Source organism: Pseudomonas sp. B13(2017) (assembly GCF_002113245.1).
Taxonomy (GTDB): Bacteria; Pseudomonadota; Gammaproteobacteria; order Pseudomonadales; family Pseudomonadaceae; genus Aquipseudomonas; species Aquipseudomonas putida_Z.
Window position 1 is genome coordinate 202,308 of sequence record NZ_NEJX01000009.1, and the last position, 15,033, is coordinate 217,340.

The 15,033-nt window shown below is 62.8% G+C and carries 14 protein-coding genes, 1 tRNA gene and 1 pseudogene; 7 read left to right on the forward strand and 9 right to left on the reverse strand.

What is annotated here, in order from left to right; translation table 11 throughout:
- The first annotated feature begins 6 nt into the window (after positions 1-6).
- From lolA to cysG, 5 genes are read left to right on the forward strand one after another with little or no spacing between them, the layout of a single operon-like run.
- Positions 7-642 (forward strand): outer membrane lipoprotein chaperone LolA, encoded by a 636-nt coding sequence (gene lolA, locus CAG44_RS14385; RefSeq protein WP_003258873.1) that lies wholly within the window; start codon positions 7-9, stop codon positions 640-642.
- A 12-nt stretch (positions 643-654) separates the two neighbouring features.
- A complete protein-coding gene (locus CAG44_RS14390) occupies positions 655-1,980 on the forward strand; it encodes a replication-associated recombination protein A (RefSeq protein WP_013973284.1) in 1,326 nt (441 codons plus the stop codon).
- Positions 1,977-2,351 (forward strand): fluoride efflux transporter CrcB, encoded by a 375-nt coding sequence (gene crcB / locus CAG44_RS14395; RefSeq protein WP_025339771.1) that lies wholly within the window; start codon positions 1,977-1,979, stop codon positions 2,349-2,351. The genes CAG44_RS14390 and crcB overlap by 4 nt, the downstream gene beginning before the upstream one ends.
- Before the next feature lie 30 nt (positions 2,352-2,381).
- Positions 2,382-3,662: a serine--tRNA ligase gene (gene serS, locus CAG44_RS14400; protein ID WP_025339770.1), complete on the forward strand. Its 1,281-nt coding sequence runs from the start codon at positions 2,382-2,384 to the stop codon at positions 3,660-3,662.
- Positions 3,663-5,054, forward strand: coding sequence for a siroheme synthase CysG (cysG, locus tag CAG44_RS14405; RefSeq protein WP_085692385.1), 1,392 nt, complete (start codon positions 3,663-3,665; stop codon positions 5,052-5,054). It abuts the gene before it with no gap.
- 116 nt (positions 5,055-5,170) lie between these two features.
- On the opposite strand, the gene CAG44_RS14410 is transcribed toward cysG, so the two are convergent.
- The 8 genes from CAG44_RS14410 to CAG44_RS14450 all read right to left on the reverse strand — a co-directional run bounded on the left by CAG44_RS14410 (position 5,171) and on the right by CAG44_RS14450 (position 11,230).
- On the reverse strand, positions 5,171-6,130 hold the full coding sequence (locus CAG44_RS14410; RefSeq protein WP_085593354.1) for a glutathione S-transferase family protein: 960 nt from the start codon (positions 6,128-6,130) through the stop codon (positions 5,171-5,173).
- A gap of 92 nt (positions 6,131-6,222) precedes the next feature.
- Positions 6,223-7,227, reverse strand: coding sequence for a glycosyl transferase family protein (locus CAG44_RS14415; RefSeq protein ID WP_085593356.1), 1,005 nt, complete (start codon positions 7,225-7,227; stop codon positions 6,223-6,225).
- The gene (locus CAG44_RS14420) at positions 7,224-7,559 is read right to left on the reverse strand and encodes a TusE/DsrC/DsvC family sulfur relay protein (RefSeq protein WP_025339766.1); all 336 of its coding nucleotides are present in this window, start codon (positions 7,557-7,559) and stop codon (positions 7,224-7,226) included. Before CAG44_RS14420 ends, CAG44_RS14415 begins: the two co-directional genes overlap by 4 nt.
- Positions 7,556-7,852, reverse strand: a complete 297-nt coding sequence (gene tusB / locus CAG44_RS14425) for a sulfurtransferase complex subunit TusB (RefSeq protein ID WP_046614859.1) — start codon at positions 7,850-7,852, stop codon at positions 7,556-7,558. Before tusB ends, CAG44_RS14420 begins: the two co-directional genes overlap by 4 nt.
- The gene (gene tusC, locus CAG44_RS14430) at positions 7,852-8,211 is read right to left on the reverse strand and encodes a sulfurtransferase complex subunit TusC (RefSeq protein ID WP_085593358.1); all 360 of its coding nucleotides are present in this window, start codon (positions 8,209-8,211) and stop codon (positions 7,852-7,854) included. The genes tusB and tusC overlap by 1 nt, the downstream gene beginning before the upstream one ends.
- Before the next feature lies 1 nt (position 8,212).
- A complete protein-coding gene (gene tusD, locus CAG44_RS14435) occupies positions 8,213-8,605 on the reverse strand; it encodes a sulfurtransferase complex subunit TusD (RefSeq protein ID WP_061551162.1) in 393 nt (130 codons plus the stop codon).
- Positions 8,606-8,884: 279 nt separating this feature from the next.
- Complete coding sequence (locus CAG44_RS14440) at positions 8,885-10,264, reverse strand: nucleobase:cation symporter-2 family protein (protein WP_013973275.1); 1,380 nt, start codon at positions 10,262-10,264, stop codon at positions 8,885-8,887.
- A 294-nt stretch (positions 10,265-10,558) separates the two neighbouring features.
- Positions 10,559-11,230, reverse strand: coding sequence for a Bax inhibitor-1/YccA family protein (locus tag CAG44_RS14450; RefSeq protein WP_003251184.1), 672 nt, complete (start codon positions 11,228-11,230; stop codon positions 10,559-10,561).
- 134 nt (positions 11,231-11,364) lie between these two features.
- Between CAG44_RS14450 and CAG44_RS14455 the strand changes: the two genes are divergently transcribed.
- A tRNA-Ser gene (locus CAG44_RS14455) sits at positions 11,365-11,452 on the forward strand.
- A gap of 65 nt (positions 11,453-11,517) precedes the next feature.
- On the opposite strand, the pseudogene CAG44_RS29115 reads toward CAG44_RS14455, so the two are convergent.
- A pseudogene (locus tag CAG44_RS29115) lies at positions 11,518-11,786 on the reverse strand (IS30 family transposase); the annotation flags it as partial.
- A 562-nt stretch (positions 11,787-12,348) separates the two neighbouring features.
- Here CAG44_RS29115 and CAG44_RS14465 point away from each other — a divergent pair.
- Positions 12,349-15,033, forward strand: a 2,685-nt coding sequence (locus CAG44_RS14465) for a retention module-containing protein (RefSeq protein WP_143516016.1), incomplete at its 3' end; no start/stop codon positions are given.

Below are 15,033 nucleotides of genomic sequence, written 5' to 3' on the forward strand. Positions count from 1 at the left end.
ACTCCCATGCGCGCGATTCGCATGCTGTTGGTTTCTGCCCTGGCCGCGGCTTCTGTGTCGGCCACCGTATCGGCTTTTGCCGGTGAGCAAGACGTACAACGCCTGACCCAATTGCTGGAAAAGTCGCAGACCATCGAGGCCAACTTTTCCCAGCTGACCCTGGACGCCGGTGGCACCAGCCTGCAGGAAACCTCCGGCAAGATGACCGTCAAGCGCCCGGGCCTGTTCTACTGGCACACCGATGCGCCGCAGGAGCAGGTGGTGGTATCCGACGGCAAGAACGTCACCCTGTGGGACCCGGACCTGGAGCAGGCGACCATCAAGAAGCTCGACCAGCGCCTGAACCAGACCCCAGCGCTGCTGCTGTCCGGTGACGTGTCGAAGATCAGCCAGAGCTTCGACATCAGCTCGAAGGAGCAGGGCGAAGTGATGGACTTCACCCTCAAGCCGAAGACCAAGGACACCCTGTTCGACTCGCTGCGCGTGTCGTTCCGCAAGGGCCTGATCAACGACATGCAGCTGATCGACAGCGTCGGCCAGCGCACCAACATCCTGTTCAATGGCGTGAAAGCCAACCAGGCGGTGCCGGACAGCAAGTTCAAGTTCGACATCCCCAAAGGCGCGGACGTCATCAAGGAGTAACCAGAGCTCGCCATGGACCTGTTTCGAAGCGAACCCGTCGCCCAGCCCCTGGCCGCTCGCCTGCGCCCGTCCAACCTGGACGAGTACGTCGGCCAGGAGCACCTGCTGGCGCGCGGCAAACCGCTGCGCGAGGCGCTGGAGCAGGGTGCGCTGCACTCGATGATCTTCTGGGGGCCGCCAGGGGTGGGCAAGACCACTCTTGCGCGGCTGCTGGCGCAGTTCTGCGACGCGCACTTCGAAACGGTTTCGGCGGTACTGGCCGGGGTGAAGGAGATTCGCCAGGCGGTCGAAGTGGCCAAGCAGCAGGCTGGCCAGTACGGCCGCCGTACCATCCTGTTCGTCGACGAAGTGCACCGCTTCAACAAGTCGCAGCAGGATGCCTTCCTGCCCTATGTGGAAGACGGCACCCTGCTGTTCATTGGCGCCACCACCGAAAACCCGTCGTTCGAGCTGAACAACGCATTGCTGTCGCGGGCGCGGGTGTATGTGCTGAAGAGCCTGGACGAGGCGGCACTGCGCAAGCTGGTCAACCGCGCGCTGACTGAAGAACGCGGCCTGGGCAAGCGCAACCTGCGGGTTGGTGACGACGCCTTCAAGATGCTGATGGCCGCCGCCGATGGCGATGGCCGGCGCATGCTCAACTTCCTGGAAAACGCCTCGGACCTGGCTGAAGACGGCAGCGAGATCGACGTCGAGATGCTGCAGAGCCTGCTCGGCGACAGCCGCCGCCGCTTCGACAAGGGTGGCGAGGCGTTCTACGACCAGATTTCCGCACTGCACAAGTCGGTGCGCGGCTCCAACCCCGATGGCGCCCTGTACTGGTTCGCGCGCATGCTCGATGGCGGCTGCGACCCGCTGTACATCGCCCGCCGCGTGGTGCGCATGGCCAGCGAGGACATCGGCAACGCCGACCCGCGCGCGCTCAGCCTGTGCCTGGCGGCCTGGGATGTGCAAGAGCGCCTGGGCAGCCCTGAGGGCGAACTGGCGGTGGCCCAGGCCATCACCTACCTTGCCTGTGCGCCGAAGAGCAACGCGGTGTACATGGGCTTCAAGACCGCCCTGCGCGAGGCTGCCGAGCATGGTTCGCTGGAAGTGCCGCTGCACCTGCGCAACGCCCCGACCAAGCTGATGAAGCAACTGGGCTATGGCGACGAGTACCGCTATGCCCACGATGAACCCGACGCCTATGCCGCCGGCGAAGACTACTTCCCCGAGGAGCTCGAGCCGCGGCAGTACTACCAGCCGGTGCCCCGTGGCCTGGAACTGAAGATTGGCGAGAAGCTGCGCCACCTGGCCGACCTTGACCGCAACAGCCCCCGCCAGCGGAGAAAACCGTGATTGCACTGATTGCCGCCGTCAGCGCTGGCGGTATTGCCGGTACCTTGTTGCGCTTTGCTACCACCAACTGGGTGGCTGCCCACTGGCCACGGCACTTCTATCTCGGTACGCTGGCGGTCAACCTGGTTGGCTGCCTGCTGATCGGCCTGCTCTATGGCCTGTTCCTGCACAAGCCGATCGTGCCGGTCGAGCTGCGCGCCGGGCTGATCGTCGGCTTCCTCGGTGGCCTGACGACTTTTTCCTCCTTTTCGCTGGATACCGTACGCCTGCTGGAAAGCGGGCAAGTGCCGCTGGCTCTGGGCTATACCGGTATCAGCGTGGTGGGCGGGCTGCTCGCGACCTGGGCCGGCCTGTCCCTGACCCGATTCTGAACCAACACCTACACATAACGAGAGAACGATATGCTCGATTCCAAACTGTTACGCGGCCAACTTCAGGAAGTGGCGGATCGCCTGGCCTCCCGTGGCTTCAGCCTGGATGTCGCGCGCATCGAATCACTGGAAGAGCGCCGCAAGGCTGTGCAGACCCGCACCGAGCAGCTGCAGGCCGAGCGTAACGCCCGTTCCAAGTCCATCGGCCAGGCCAAGGCCAAGGGCGAAGACATTGCACCGCTGATGGCCGACGTCGAGCGCATGGCCAACGAACTGGCTGCCGGCAAGACCGAGCTGGACGGCATCCAGGCTGAACTGGATGGCATCCTGCTGACCATCCCCAACCTGCCGGACGCCAGCGTACCGGTCGGTGCCAGCGAAGACGACAACGTCGAAGTGCGCCGTTGGGGCACGCCGAAGGCTTTCGACTTCGAAATCAAGGACCACGTCGCCCTTGGCGAAGTCAGCGGTGGCCTGGACTTCGAAGCCGCCGCCAAGCTGTCTGGCGCACGCTTTGCCGTGCTGCGCGGCCCGATCGCCCGCCTGCACCGCGCCCTGGCGCAGTTCATGATCAACCTGCACACCGGCGAGCACGGCTACGAGGAGCACTACACCCCGTACCTGGTCCAGGCCCCGGCCCTGCAGGGCACCGGCCAGCTGCCGAAGTTCGAGGAAGACCTGTTCAAGATCAGCCGCGAAGGCGAGGCCGACTTCTACCTGATCCCGACCGCCGAAGTGTCGCTGACCAACCTGGTGGCCGGTGAAATCCTCGACGCCAAGCAGCTGCCACTGAAACTGGTTGCCCACACCCCGTGCTTCCGCAGCGAAGCCGGTGCTTCCGGCCGTGACACCCGCGGCATGATCCGCCAGCACCAGTTCGACAAGGTCGAGATGGTGCAGGTGGTCGAGCCGTCCAAGTCGATGGAAGCCCTGGAAGGCCTGACTGCCAACGCCGAGCGCGTGCTGCAGCTGCTGGAGCTGCCGTACCGCGTGCTGGCCCTGTGCACCGGCGACATGGGCTTTGGTGCGGTGAAGACCTACGACCTGGAAGTGTGGGTACCAAGCCAGGACAAGTACCGTGAAATCAGCTCGTGCTCCAACTGCGGTGACTTCCAGGCGCGCCGCATGCAGGCCCGCTGGCGCAACCCGGAAACCGGCAAGCCAGAGCTGGTGCACACCCTCAACGGCTCCGGCCTGGCCGTAGGCCGTACCCTGGTTGCCGTGCTGGAAAACTACCAGCAGGCCGACGGTTCGATCCGTGTGCCGGAAGTGCTGAAGCCTTACATGGGCGGTGTTGAGGTTATCCGCTAAATGGATTACCTGCCGCTGTTCCACAAGCTGCAGGGCGGCCGCGTGCTGGTCGTTGGCGGCGGTGAGATCGCCTCGCGCAAGGCGCGTCTGCTGGCCGATGCCGGCGCCGCGCTGCGCGTGGTGGCACCGGATGTCGACGGCCAGCTGGCCGCGCTGGCCCGGGAAGGTGGCGGCGAGGTGCTGGTGCGCGGCTATCAGGCAGCCGACCTGGTCGGTTGCCGGCTGGTGATCGCGGCCACCGACGACCCCGGGCTCAATGCCCAGGTGTCGGCGGATGCGCAGGCCCTCAGCCTGCCGGTCAACGTGGTGGATGCGCCGGCCCTGTGCACGGTGATCTTCCCGGCGATCGTCGACCGTTCGCCGTTGGTGGTCGCGGTGTCCAGTGGCGGTGATGCCCCGGTGCTGGCGCGTTTGATTCGCGCCAAGCTGGAGGCCTGGATCCCGTCCGCCTATGGCGAGCTGGCCGGCCTGGCTGCGCGCTTCCGCGACAAGGTCAAGGCCTTGTACCCGGACGTCAACCAGCGCCGTGGCTTCTGGGAAACCGTGTTCCAGGGGCCGATTGCCGAGCGCCAGCTGGCCGGGCAGGGCGCCGAGGCCGAGCGCCTGTTGCAGGCGATGGTCGATGGTGCGCCGGTGCAGCAGGGCGGTGAGGTGTACCTGGTGGGGGCTGGCCCGGGCGATCCGGACTTGCTGACCTTCCGTGCCTTGCGCCTGATGCAGCAGGCCGACGTGGTGCTGTACGACCGCCTGGTGGCACCGGCGATCATCGAGATGTGCCGCCGCGATGCCGAGCGTATCTACGTGGGCAAGCGTCGCGCCGACCATGCCGTGCCTCAGGACCAGATCAACCGCCTGCTGGTCGACCTGGCCCGGCAGGGCAAGCGTGTGCTGCGCCTGAAGGGCGGCGACCCGTTCATCTTCGGCCGGGGCGGCGAAGAGATCGAAGAACTGGCCGAGCATGGTATCCCGTTCCAGGTGGTGCCGGGCATTACCGCGGCCAGTGGGTGTTCCGCCTATGGTGGAATTCCGCTGACTCACCGCGACTATGCCCAGTCGGTACGTTTCGTGACCGGGCACCTGAAGGATGGCACCAGCAACCTGCCTTGGCATGACCTGGTGGCACCGGCGCAGACCCTGGTGTTCTACATGGGCTTGGTGGGCTTGCCGACCATCTGCGCCGAGCTGATTCGCCATGGCCGCGCGGCCAGTACCCCGGCGGCGCTGGTGCAGCAGGGGACTACGCGTAATCAGCGGGTGTTCACCGGCACCTTGGCGGACTTGCCGGAGCTGGTGGCCCAGCATGAAGTGCATGCGCCGACCCTGGTGATTGTCGGGGAAGTGGTGCAGTTGCGTGACAAGCTGGCCTGGTTCGAAGGTTCGCAGAACAGTTGAAATCGTTGGGGCCGCTTTGCGGCCCATCGCGACACAAGGCCGCTCCTACAGGAGATAGCGATCCCCTGTAGGAGCGGCCTTGTGTCGCGATGGGCTGCAGAGCAGCCCCTGCAATCTCAAGCCTGCCAAATCCCCTTGCCTGCCAACCGCTCCCGATCATGCGGCAGGTTGAAGTCTTGCAGCGGCCCCTTGGGCACGATCCCGTTCGGGTTGATGGTCTTGTGGCTCATGTAGTAGTGCTTCTGGATATGCTCCATGTCCACTGTGCCCGCCACCCCCGGCCACTGGTACAGCTCACGCAGCCAGTTCGACAGGTTGTGATAATCGCTCAGACGGCTCAGGTTGCACTTGAAGTGCCCGTGGTACACCGCATCGAAGCGCACCAGGGTGGTGAACAGGCGCACATCGGCCTCGGTCAGGTATTCCCCGGCCAGGTAGCGGTTGCGGCTGAGCAAGTCTTCCAGGTAGTCCAGTTCGTTGAACAATTCGTCAAACGCGGCCTCATAGGCTTCCTGCGTAGTGGCAAAGCCTGCGCGATACACGCCGTTGTTTACCGCCGGGTAGATGCGCTCGTTCAGCGCCTCGATGGTCGGGCGCAGCGGCTCTGGGTACAGGTCCAGTGTATTGCCGGTCAGTTCGTTGAACGCGCTGTTGAAGATGCGGATGATCTCCGACGACTCGTTGTTGACGATGCGTTTCTCTTTCTTGTCCCACAGCACCGGTACAGTCACGCGGCCAGTGTAGTGCGGGTCATCCTGTGTGTAGCGCTGGTGCAGATACTGCAGCGCATCGAGGTGGTCACCGCTGGAGCCTTGCTGCTGGTCGAAAGTCCAGCCATGGTCCTGCATCAGCCAGCTGACCACCGACACATCGATCAACGGCTCCAGGCCCTTGAGGGCACGGAAGATCAGGGTGCGGTGTGCCCATGGGCAGGCCAGCGAGACGTACAGGTGGTAACGGCCAGCTTCGGGAGCGGGCAGCTGATTGCGGCGTTGGGCGTTTTCGCGTTTGAACGTGCCGTCCTTGCCGTTTTCATACCACTGGTCATGCCAGCGGCCATCGATCAAAAGGCCCATGGTGAGCTCCTCGGAGCAAAGTTGTTTGTCGTTGGAGCCCAGTCTAGGGGAAAACGTTCGAATAACTAGCGCAAAGACTGCACTCTTACTATCTAGTTATTCGATTGGTTACGTGCGCCCCAGTAACCGCGTGCCATGGCGAAAGCCTGCTCGCGGTCCTGGCCCAGGCCGCGCAAGGCCAGGGCGATGGTCGCGACCACGGCCAATTCACCGTAGCTGTCCTCGGCCTCGCCGCGCCAGACCGCCAGCAATTGCTCGGGCTGCAGGCTTGGCGGCTTCACGTGGCGGCGTTCGCTCAGCGCTGGCCACTCCTCGTCCCAGGCTTCGCCGGCGGTGGTGCCGTACAGATGGCTGATGACATCGGGGTTGACCTCGATCTCGCCGCCATCACCCTTGATTACCACGGCATGGTCGCCCAGCAGGCGGCTGGCCTCGCGGTGCACCGCCTGGTAACCGGGGTGGAAGATGCTCTGCAGGCCACAACGCGCAGCCAGCGGGTTGAGCACCCGGGCCAGCGAATGGATGGGCGAACGCAGGCCCAGGGTGTTGCGCAGGTCGATCATGCGCTGCAACTGCGGCGCCCAGTCCTGCAGCGGGAAGAAGGCCAGGCGCTGCTGGTCCAGGGCCCGGCTGACCGCAGCCCAGTCACGGCACAGTGGAATTTCCAGCAAGGACAGCAGTTGCTCGGTGTACATGCGCCCGGCGGTATGCGCACCGCCACCGTGCATCAGGATGCGCACACCATTGCTGGCCAGGCATTTGGCAGCCAGCAGGTACCAGGGCAGGTGGCGCTTCTTGCCAGCGTAGGTGGGCCAGTCCAGGTCAACGGCGATGCGCGGCGCCTGCAAGTGGGCGCGCAGGGCCTCGGTGAAGCCGGCCAGTTCTTCGGCGCTTTCTTCCTTGTGCCGCAGCAGCATGAGAAAGGCACCGAGCTGGGCATCTTCGACCTTGCCTTCCAGCAGCAGGGTCATGGCCGTGCGGGCCTCTTCACGGGTCAGGCCACGCGCGCCGCGCTTGCCTTTGCCAAGAATGCGCACGAACTCGGCGAACGGGTGTTCGGCGGGGGTTTCCAGGGTAAGCGGGCGAGGTTCTGTCATATGCAGTTGGTCGGCTTGGGCAGGCCCGCCAGCTTGGCGGCCAGTTTGGCGGGAGTGCCGTTGAACAGGCGGTTGAGGTGCGGGCTGTTGCCCTTGTCCGGGCCCAGTTTGAGGGCCGTGTACTTGATCAGCGGGCGCGTGGCCGGGGACAGCTGGTATTCCTGATAGAACTGGCGCAGCAGTTCGAGGATTTCCCAGTGGTCCGCCGTCAACGGGATGCCCTCGCGCGCGGCCAAAGCCTCGGCGGCGGCATGCGACCAGTCTTGCAGGTCGACCAGGAAGCCGTCCTTGTCCAGGGCGATCGCCTGATCGCCAACGTTGAGGGTATTCATAGCCAGCTGTTGACCTTGTCGTAATGCAGCGACAGTTCGACGAACCCGGCGTAGTCCACGGCCTTGGCCAGCTCGTTGCCGACCGCGCGGGCCTGCACGTCTTCTTCCAGGGCGAACAGGCGCTGGGCCAGGCCGGCGGCTTGCAGCTGGCGGTGCGGTTCGCTGCCGCTGCGCAGAGCATATACAGCATCGCCGCACAGCAGCAGGGCGTCGTCGGTGCCGAGCAGGCGCAGGCAGCTGGCCAGGCGCTCGTCGCCAAACGGGGAGTGGGCAATTACATGCAGGGTCGTCATCAGAGCGTTACCACCTGGTCGAAACGGGCGATCAGCGCGGCCAGGGCCGCGTCGTCCAGCACTTGCACCGGCAGTGTCAGAGTGTCGGCTGCCAGGCCGCGGCGAGTGAGGCTGTGGCTGCAGGCGAACAGTTCCTCGACGCCGAACATTGGCAGTGCCTGCAAGTTGGCGGCCAGGTTCTTCTGTTGCACGGCGGTGGGCTGCTGGTCCGCAGCGAGCTGGAACACGCCGTCATCGAGGAACAGCATGCCCAGCGGCAGATCGAACGCGCCGCCAGCCAGGGCGATGTCCAGTGCTTCACGGGCCGATGGGCCGTTCCAGGGCGCCTGGCGGCTGATGATCAACAAGGATTTGGCCATTTCAGTCGCCTCCGAAGCAGACAAGGCGATCGGCAACTTGCGCCGCCTCATGCAGCTGGCCAAGCCCCGACAGCTCCCAAGGCTTGGGCAGGTTCACGGCCGGGCGCTGGTAGCGGTTGGCCTCGGCCTCGTCGAGCACGCCACGGCGCAGGGCGGCGGCGATGCACACCACTGCGTCCAGCTGGTGGGCTGCAATGAACTCGCGCCATTGGCTGGCAACATCCAGCTCGTCCTGGGGGGCGACCACGTTGGCCGAGGCACTGTGTACCCCGTCCTGGTAGAAGAACAGCCGGGCAATCTCATGCCCGCCGGCCAGTACCGCCTCGGCGTAGCGCAGGGCGCGCCGCGAGGAGGGCGCATGGGCCGGGGAGAACACCGCGATAGCGAATTTCATGGATAACTCATGCAAAAGGAATGGTGCCATGATAAAGCAAAAAAGCCCGCGCCCGCTTGTGCATGGCGGGGCGGGCTTTTTGTCTTGCACCAATCTGAAGGCCGGCGCTATCCCGGTAGGGGCAACTGCCTTGTGTTGTCTGTACTGGCCTCATCGCTGGCAAGCCAGGCTCCTACAGGGACTGCGCATGGCTTCAGATCAGTGCGGTCGAGGTGGGAGCTGGCTTGCCTGCGATGGGCTGCGCAGCAGCCCCATGGCCCTGACAGTCGAACACCAGGCTCAAGCCTGTTCCTTGCTCTCCGGCAAGAACCAGTTCAACACCAGGGCACAGATACCCCCGGTGGCCACGCCCGACTCCAGCACATTGCGAATCGCCGCCGGCATGTGCGCCAGGAACTCCGGCACCTGCGCCACACCCAGGCCCAGGGCCAGGGATACAGCGATGATCAGCAGGGCGCGACGGTCCAGGCGAGTGCTGGCCAGGATATTGATCCCCGAAGCCGCAACCGCCCCGAACATGACCATGGCCGCACCACCCAGCACCGGTTCCGGCACCGCCTGGATCACCCCGGCAACGCTCGGGAACAGCCCCAGCAGCACCAGCATCACGGCAATCCACATACCGATATGGCGGCTGGCGATCCCGGTCAGCTGAATCACGCCATTGTTCTGGGCAAAGATCGAGCTCGGGAAGGTGTTGAACAAACCGGCCAGCAGCGAGTTGGCCCCGTTGACCAGCACACCGCCCTTGATCCGCTGCATCCACACCGGCCCTTCGACCGGCTGGCGCGACACCTTGCTGGTGGCGGTGACGTCACCGATGGCTTCCAGCGAAGTTACCAGGTAGATCACCAGCATCGGGATGAACAGTGCCCAGGAGAAACCCAGGCCGAAGTGCAGCGGCGTCGGCACCTGGAACAGCGCGGCTTCGTGCATGCCGGTAAAATCCAGGCGGCCCAGGTAACCGGCCAGCGCATAGCCGACCGCCAGGGCGATAACGATGGCGCAGCTGCGCATCCACACCACCGGGATGCGGTTGAGGATGACGATGATCGCCAGCACCACGCCCGACAGCAGCAGGTTCTCGCCATTGGCGAAGGTGCCATTGGCCATGGCGCCGAAGCCACCACCCATGCTGATCAGGCCGACCTTGATCAGGGTCAGGCCGATCATCAGCACCACGATGCCGGTGACCAGCGGGGTAATCAGGCGTTTGACGAAGGGCAGGATGCGCGACACGCCCATCTCGACGAACGAGCCGGCGATTACCACGCCAAAGATGGCCGCCATCACGCCTTCCACCGGCGTACCTTGCTTGACCATCAGCGCCCCGCCGGCAATCAGCGGGCCGACGAAGTTGAAGCTGGTGCCCTGGACGATCAGCAGCCCGGCACCGAACGGTCCGAAGCGTTTGCACTGGACGAAGGTGGCGATACCCGAGATGACCAGCGACATGGAGACGATCAGGTTGGTATCACGTGCGGAAACCCCCAGCGCCTGGCAAATCAGCAGGCCAGGGGTGACGATCGGCACGATGATCGCCAGCAGGTGCTGCAGTGCTGCCAGCAGGCCGATCAACAGCCGTGGCTTGTCCTCAAGACCAAGCACCAGTTCATTGGCAGGCGCCGCCGCGCCTGGGCTGTGTTCGTGTGAGCTCATTGCGAAAAGCTGCCCCGGAAGAAAAAAGGAGCGCATTCTACGGGGTGATGGCGAATTGGGGTAGAGAAAAGCACGATGGCGGCATGATCGACGACCATTTGCCTGATTATCTGACTTTATGGTCAATTATTGGTGCTGTTTGTTCAAGCCTGAAACCTGCGCGGACCCTGTGGGAGCGGGTTCACCCGCGAAGAAACCAACGCGGTGCCTGGCACCGGCTGCGCCGGTGTTCGCGGGTGAACCCGCTCCCATAAAAAAAGCCCGCCGAAGCGGGCTTTCTCTTGCAGCAATCAATCAGTCATCACGACCCATGATGCCAAACAGCTGCAGCAGGCTGACAAACAGGTTGTAGATGGACACATACAGGCTGATGGTCGCCATGATGTAGTTACGCTCGCCACCGTGAATGATCGCGCTGGTCTGGAACAGGATGCAGACCGACGAGAACAGCACGAAGCCAGCGCTGATCGCCAGTTGCAGGCCGCTGATCTGGAAGAAGAAGCTGGCCACGACAGCACCCAGCAGGACAAAGAAGCCCGCAGTGATGAAGCCGCTGAGGAAGCTCATGTCCTTGCGGGTAATCAGCACATAAGCCGACAGGCCGCCGAACACCAGGGCAGTCATGGCAAATGCCGAGCTGACCACCTCGGCGCCACCGGCCATGCCCAGGTAGCGGTTGAGGATAGGGCCGAGGATAAAGCCCATGAAGCCGGTGAGGGCGAAGGTGGACACCAGGCCCCAGGCCGAATCACGCAGTTTGTTGGTAAGGAAGAACAGCCCGTAGAAGCCGATCAGTACCACGAACACGTTCGGGTAGCCGACGCGCATCTGCTGGGCCACGAAGGCCATGACACCGCTGAAGGCGAGGGTGAGCGCCAGCAGGCTGTACGTGTTGCGCAGGACCTTGCTGATCTCCTGCTGCTCGACCTGCTGGCCGTGGTGTACGGCGTAATCCTGTTCGCGCATGGCGACACTCCTTGGTAAACCTGTGGTTTTCAGACGTTCAGATGCTAGGAGTCTATCAGAGCTCCCGCAACCCGCGACACAGAGAGTTTGACAGCTTGTTTCATTACGGTATTATGGCGGCCGCAAAACGAGCTGGAAGCGTGGCCGAGTGGTTTAAGGCAACGGTCTTGAAAACCGTCGATGGGCAACTATCCTAGAGTTCGAATCTCTACGCTTCCGCCATCATTCCTCATTAAAGCCCTGATTATTCAGGGCTTTTTTGTTTTTTGGGCCTTGCCCCTTCACCCGGGAGCAAGCCCTTGGCCTCCCTCGCGAGACAAATGGACGAGCACTGTGAATCGGGTTGAGCGCTCGATCAGCGTTCCAGTTGCAGAACGGTTCAGGCCTATGAACTTGCCGCTTGTTCACGTTTGAGGGCCTCTCGTGCCTGAATGTAGAGAGCCTGACAAATTGCTCCCTCACAGAGCCGCATAGACTTATCGTCCGGAAAATCGATCTGTAGACGGTTGATAATCTATTCGGGTGACCAGTCGTTGACCCATTTACGATAACTACGCGCGCCAGTTCCCGCTGGATTGTTAGGGGTTTCGTAAACGACGGCGAGCCATTCTACGCGCGACAATATTTTGTGCTCGGAGCAAGCCAATATCTTGTCGGGCCGCGAATGTTAAATATCTTCTCTGGATGCAGCGCTCTCGCAAGATGCTGGGGAACAAGCACCCGATGTAAAAAGTTGCAGGTCTGTCGGCTCCTGAACAGGCATGAAGCTGTTTCAAAACCTGACACTTTGGGCAGGCTTCGGGCCGCCCCGGACGGAGCGAGGACAAACGGAATAGAGGAAACGAGTGACGCTCGCATTTATCTTTCTCTATAGCCGCTGATACCAATGCTCCAGATTGCGAGTAGGGTGGCTGTAGCTTGCAGGTAGAAGCAAAAAATATCTTCTTTAATATCGAAATGTCATTAGGCCATTATTTGTTTTGTTGTTTATTATTGGGTAACTGATATCAATAGCGGTGTTATATAAAGGTTGAATCACTAAGCCTGATAGTTGGCGTCAAAAAATAAACACTAATAAAAATAAACCATCCTTGTAGCCAGCCGACAACACTCGAAGCATGGCCGAACATGGAAGCCAATCGCACACGTTACCCGGGAGAGCCGCCTTGAGCATCGCCATAGTCAAAAGTATTGTTGGCCAGGTAATCGCTATTTCCCCAGAGGGCACCCAGCGTGTGCTTGTGGAAGGGGATCGAGTGTTCGCGGGTGAACAGATCCAGACCGGCCCTGGTGGCGCGGTGAGCCTGGAACTGGCCGATGGGCGCATCCTCGACCTGGGGCGCGACACACAGTGGAGTGCCGATGCCCCAGATAGCGTGGCCGACCTGAGCGCAGCCACTGCGCAGGCCGCACCATCCGTTGACGAGCTGCAACAAGCCATCGCCGCCGGTGCTGACCCGACAACCGCACTCGAAGCGACCGCGGCAGGCCCAACCGGGGCAGGTGCGAACCCTGGTGGCATCGGAGGCGGCCATTCGTTTGTGATGCTTGAAGCAGTGGGCGGGTCGGTCGCCCCCACCATTGGTTTCCCCACCGGGCCACTTGGCGTTGCTGTTGAGCAAGCGCGAGAGTTCGTGGGCAATGCAACACCGGCACAGCAGGCAGCGGTGCTAGTACCTGAATTACCACCCGAGCCTCAGCCGCTTGCGGCCACGCTGACCCTGAGCAGCACCAATGTGCAGGAAGGGGGGCTGACCAGCATCACCGGTACCCTGAGCCAGCCGGCGGGCAGGGATTTCACGGTGACCCTGAGCAATGGCCAGACTTTGTCGTTCAAAGCCGGTGAAACGGTCGCAACGACCGGTGAGTTCGCTGCCCAGAGCGATGATGTGTTCCAGGACGGTGAAATCCAGAACATCACCGTCACCAATGCGGGCGATCATGGCTTTGGCAGCCTCAATACCGGTGCAACTTCTACCCTCACTGTGACCGACACCGTCGATACCGTGAGGGCCGAGCTGAGCATCTCGCCGAACCCGGCCGTGGAAGGCCAGGCGGTGACTTACACCATTACCCTGACCGGGCCGGCCGGTGCCGATTTGACTCAACACGGCGGTCTGTCCATCGCCCTGAGCAACGGTGAGGTGATCAACATCCCTGCTGGCCAGGTCAGTGCGTCGCAAACCGCTAACCTGGCGAACGACGTCTATGTGGGCAGCAGTGCTCCGAGCATCGCTATCTCTGGGATCACCGAGCAAGGCACCGGCAAACAGGTCTTTGAGAACCTGGTCAAAGGTGATCCGGTGACCCTGCAGATCACCGACGAACCGGGTACTCCAGGCAACCCTGGCACTCCAGGCACGCCGAATGGTGGCGATGAAGTGACGCTGACCCTCTCCGGCAATGCCGTGCAGGAAGGCAATACCACGACCATCACCGGCACCCTGAGCCACCCGGCAGGCCAAGCGTTCACCGTCACCCTGAGCAACGGCCAGACCCTGAGCTTCGCCAAGGACGCCACCACCGCGACCACCGCACCGTTCGTGGCGCAGAGCGATGATGTGTACCGTGACGGCGAAACCCTGACTGTCAGCGTGAGCGATGCCGGTAGCCACAACTTCGAAAATCTGAACACCGGTGCCACCACGACCCTCACGGTCACCGATACCATCAACACCGTGAAGGCCGAGCTGAGCATTTCGCCGAACCCGGCCGTGGAAGGCCAGGCAGTGACTTACACCATCACCCTGACCGGTCCTGCCGGTGCCGACCTGAGTCAGCACGGAGGTCTGTCCATCGCGCTGAGCAACGGCGAGGTGATCAACATCCCTGCGGGCCAGGTCAGCGCGTCGCAAACCGCTAACCTGGCGAACGACGTCTATGTCGGCAGCAGTGCTCCAAGCATCGCCATCAACGGAATCACCGAGCAAGGCACTGGCAAACAGGTCTTTGAAAACCTGGTCAAAGGCGACCCGGTCACCCTGCAGATCACCGACGAGCCGGGTACCCCAGGCAACCCTGGTACCCCGGGCACGCCGAATGGCGGCGATGAAGTGACGCTGACCCTCACCGGCAATGCCGTGCAGGAAGGCAACACCACGACCATCACCGGCACCCTGAGCCACCCGGCAGGCCAAGCCTTCACCGTCACCCTGAGCAACGGCCAGACCCTGAGCTTTGCCGAGGGTGCGCTTACTGCGACCACCAATCCGTTCGTGGCCCAGAGCGATGATGTGTTCAAGGACGGTGAAACCCAGACCGTCAGCGTGGCCGATGCCGGTAGCCACAACTTTGAAAACCTGAACACCAGCGCCACCACGACGATCACCGTGAACGATACCGTCGACACCGTGAAGGCCGAGCTGAGCATTTCGCCGAACCCGGCAGTGGAAGGCCAGGCGGTGACCTACACCATCACCCTGACCGGCCCGGCCGGTGCCGATCTGAGTCAGCACGGTGGCCTGTCCATCACACTGAGCAACGGCGAGGTAATCAACATCCCTGCGGGCCAGGTCAGTGGCTCGCAGTCAGGCGTCCTGGCGGACAACGTCTATGTCGGCAGCAGTGCTCCAAGCATCGCCATCAACGGAATCACCGAGCAAGGCACCGGCAAACAGGTCTTTGAAAACCTGGTCAAAGGCGACCCAGTGACCCTGCAGATCACCGACGAACCGGGCACGCCAGGCAACCCTGGCACCCCGGGTACGCCGAATGGCGGCGATGCAGTAACGCTGACCCTCACCGGTAATACCGTGCAGGAAGGCCACACCACAACCATCACCGGCACCCTGAGCCACCCGGCA

Coding starts and splice junctions, on each gene's coding strand:
- lolA (WP_003258873.1), top strand. CDS start 7: ATGCGCGCGATTCGCATGCTGTTGGTTTCTGCCCTGGCCGCGGCTTCT.
- CAG44_RS14390 (WP_013973284.1), top strand. CDS start 655: ATGGACCTGTTTCGAAGCGAACCCGTCGCCCAGCCCCTGGCCGCTCGC.
- serS (WP_025339770.1), top strand. CDS start 2,382: ATGCTCGATTCCAAACTGTTACGCGGCCAACTTCAGGAAGTGGCGGAT.
- cysG (WP_085692385.1), top strand. CDS start 3,663: ATGGATTACCTGCCGCTGTTCCACAAGCTGCAGGGCGGCCGCGTGCTG.
- CAG44_RS14410 (WP_085593354.1), bottom strand. CDS start 6,130: ATGGGCCTTTTGATCGATGGCCGCTGGCATGACCAGTGGTATGAAAAC.
- CAG44_RS14415 (WP_085593356.1), bottom strand. CDS start 7,227: ATGACAGAACCTCGCCCGCTTACCCTGGAAACCCCCGCCGAACACCCG.
- CAG44_RS14420 (WP_025339766.1), bottom strand. CDS start 7,559: ATGAATACCCTCAACGTTGGCGATCAGGCGATCGCCCTGGACAAGGAC.
- tusB (WP_046614859.1), bottom strand. CDS start 7,852: ATGACGACCCTGCATGTAATTGCCCACTCCCCGTTTGGCGACGAGCGC.
- tusC (WP_085593358.1), bottom strand. CDS start 8,211: ATGGCCAAATCCTTGTTGATCATCAGCCGCCAGGCGCCCTGGAACGGC.
- tusD (WP_061551162.1), bottom strand. CDS start 8,605: ATGAAATTCGCTATCGCGGTGTTCTCCCCGGCCCATGCGCCCTCCTCG.
- CAG44_RS14440 (WP_013973275.1), bottom strand. CDS start 10,264: ATGAGCTCACACGAACACAGCCCAGGCGCGGCGGCGCCTGCCAATGAA.
- CAG44_RS14450 (WP_003251184.1), bottom strand. CDS start 11,230: ATGCGCGAACAGGATTACGCCGTACACCACGGCCAGCAGGTCGAGCAG.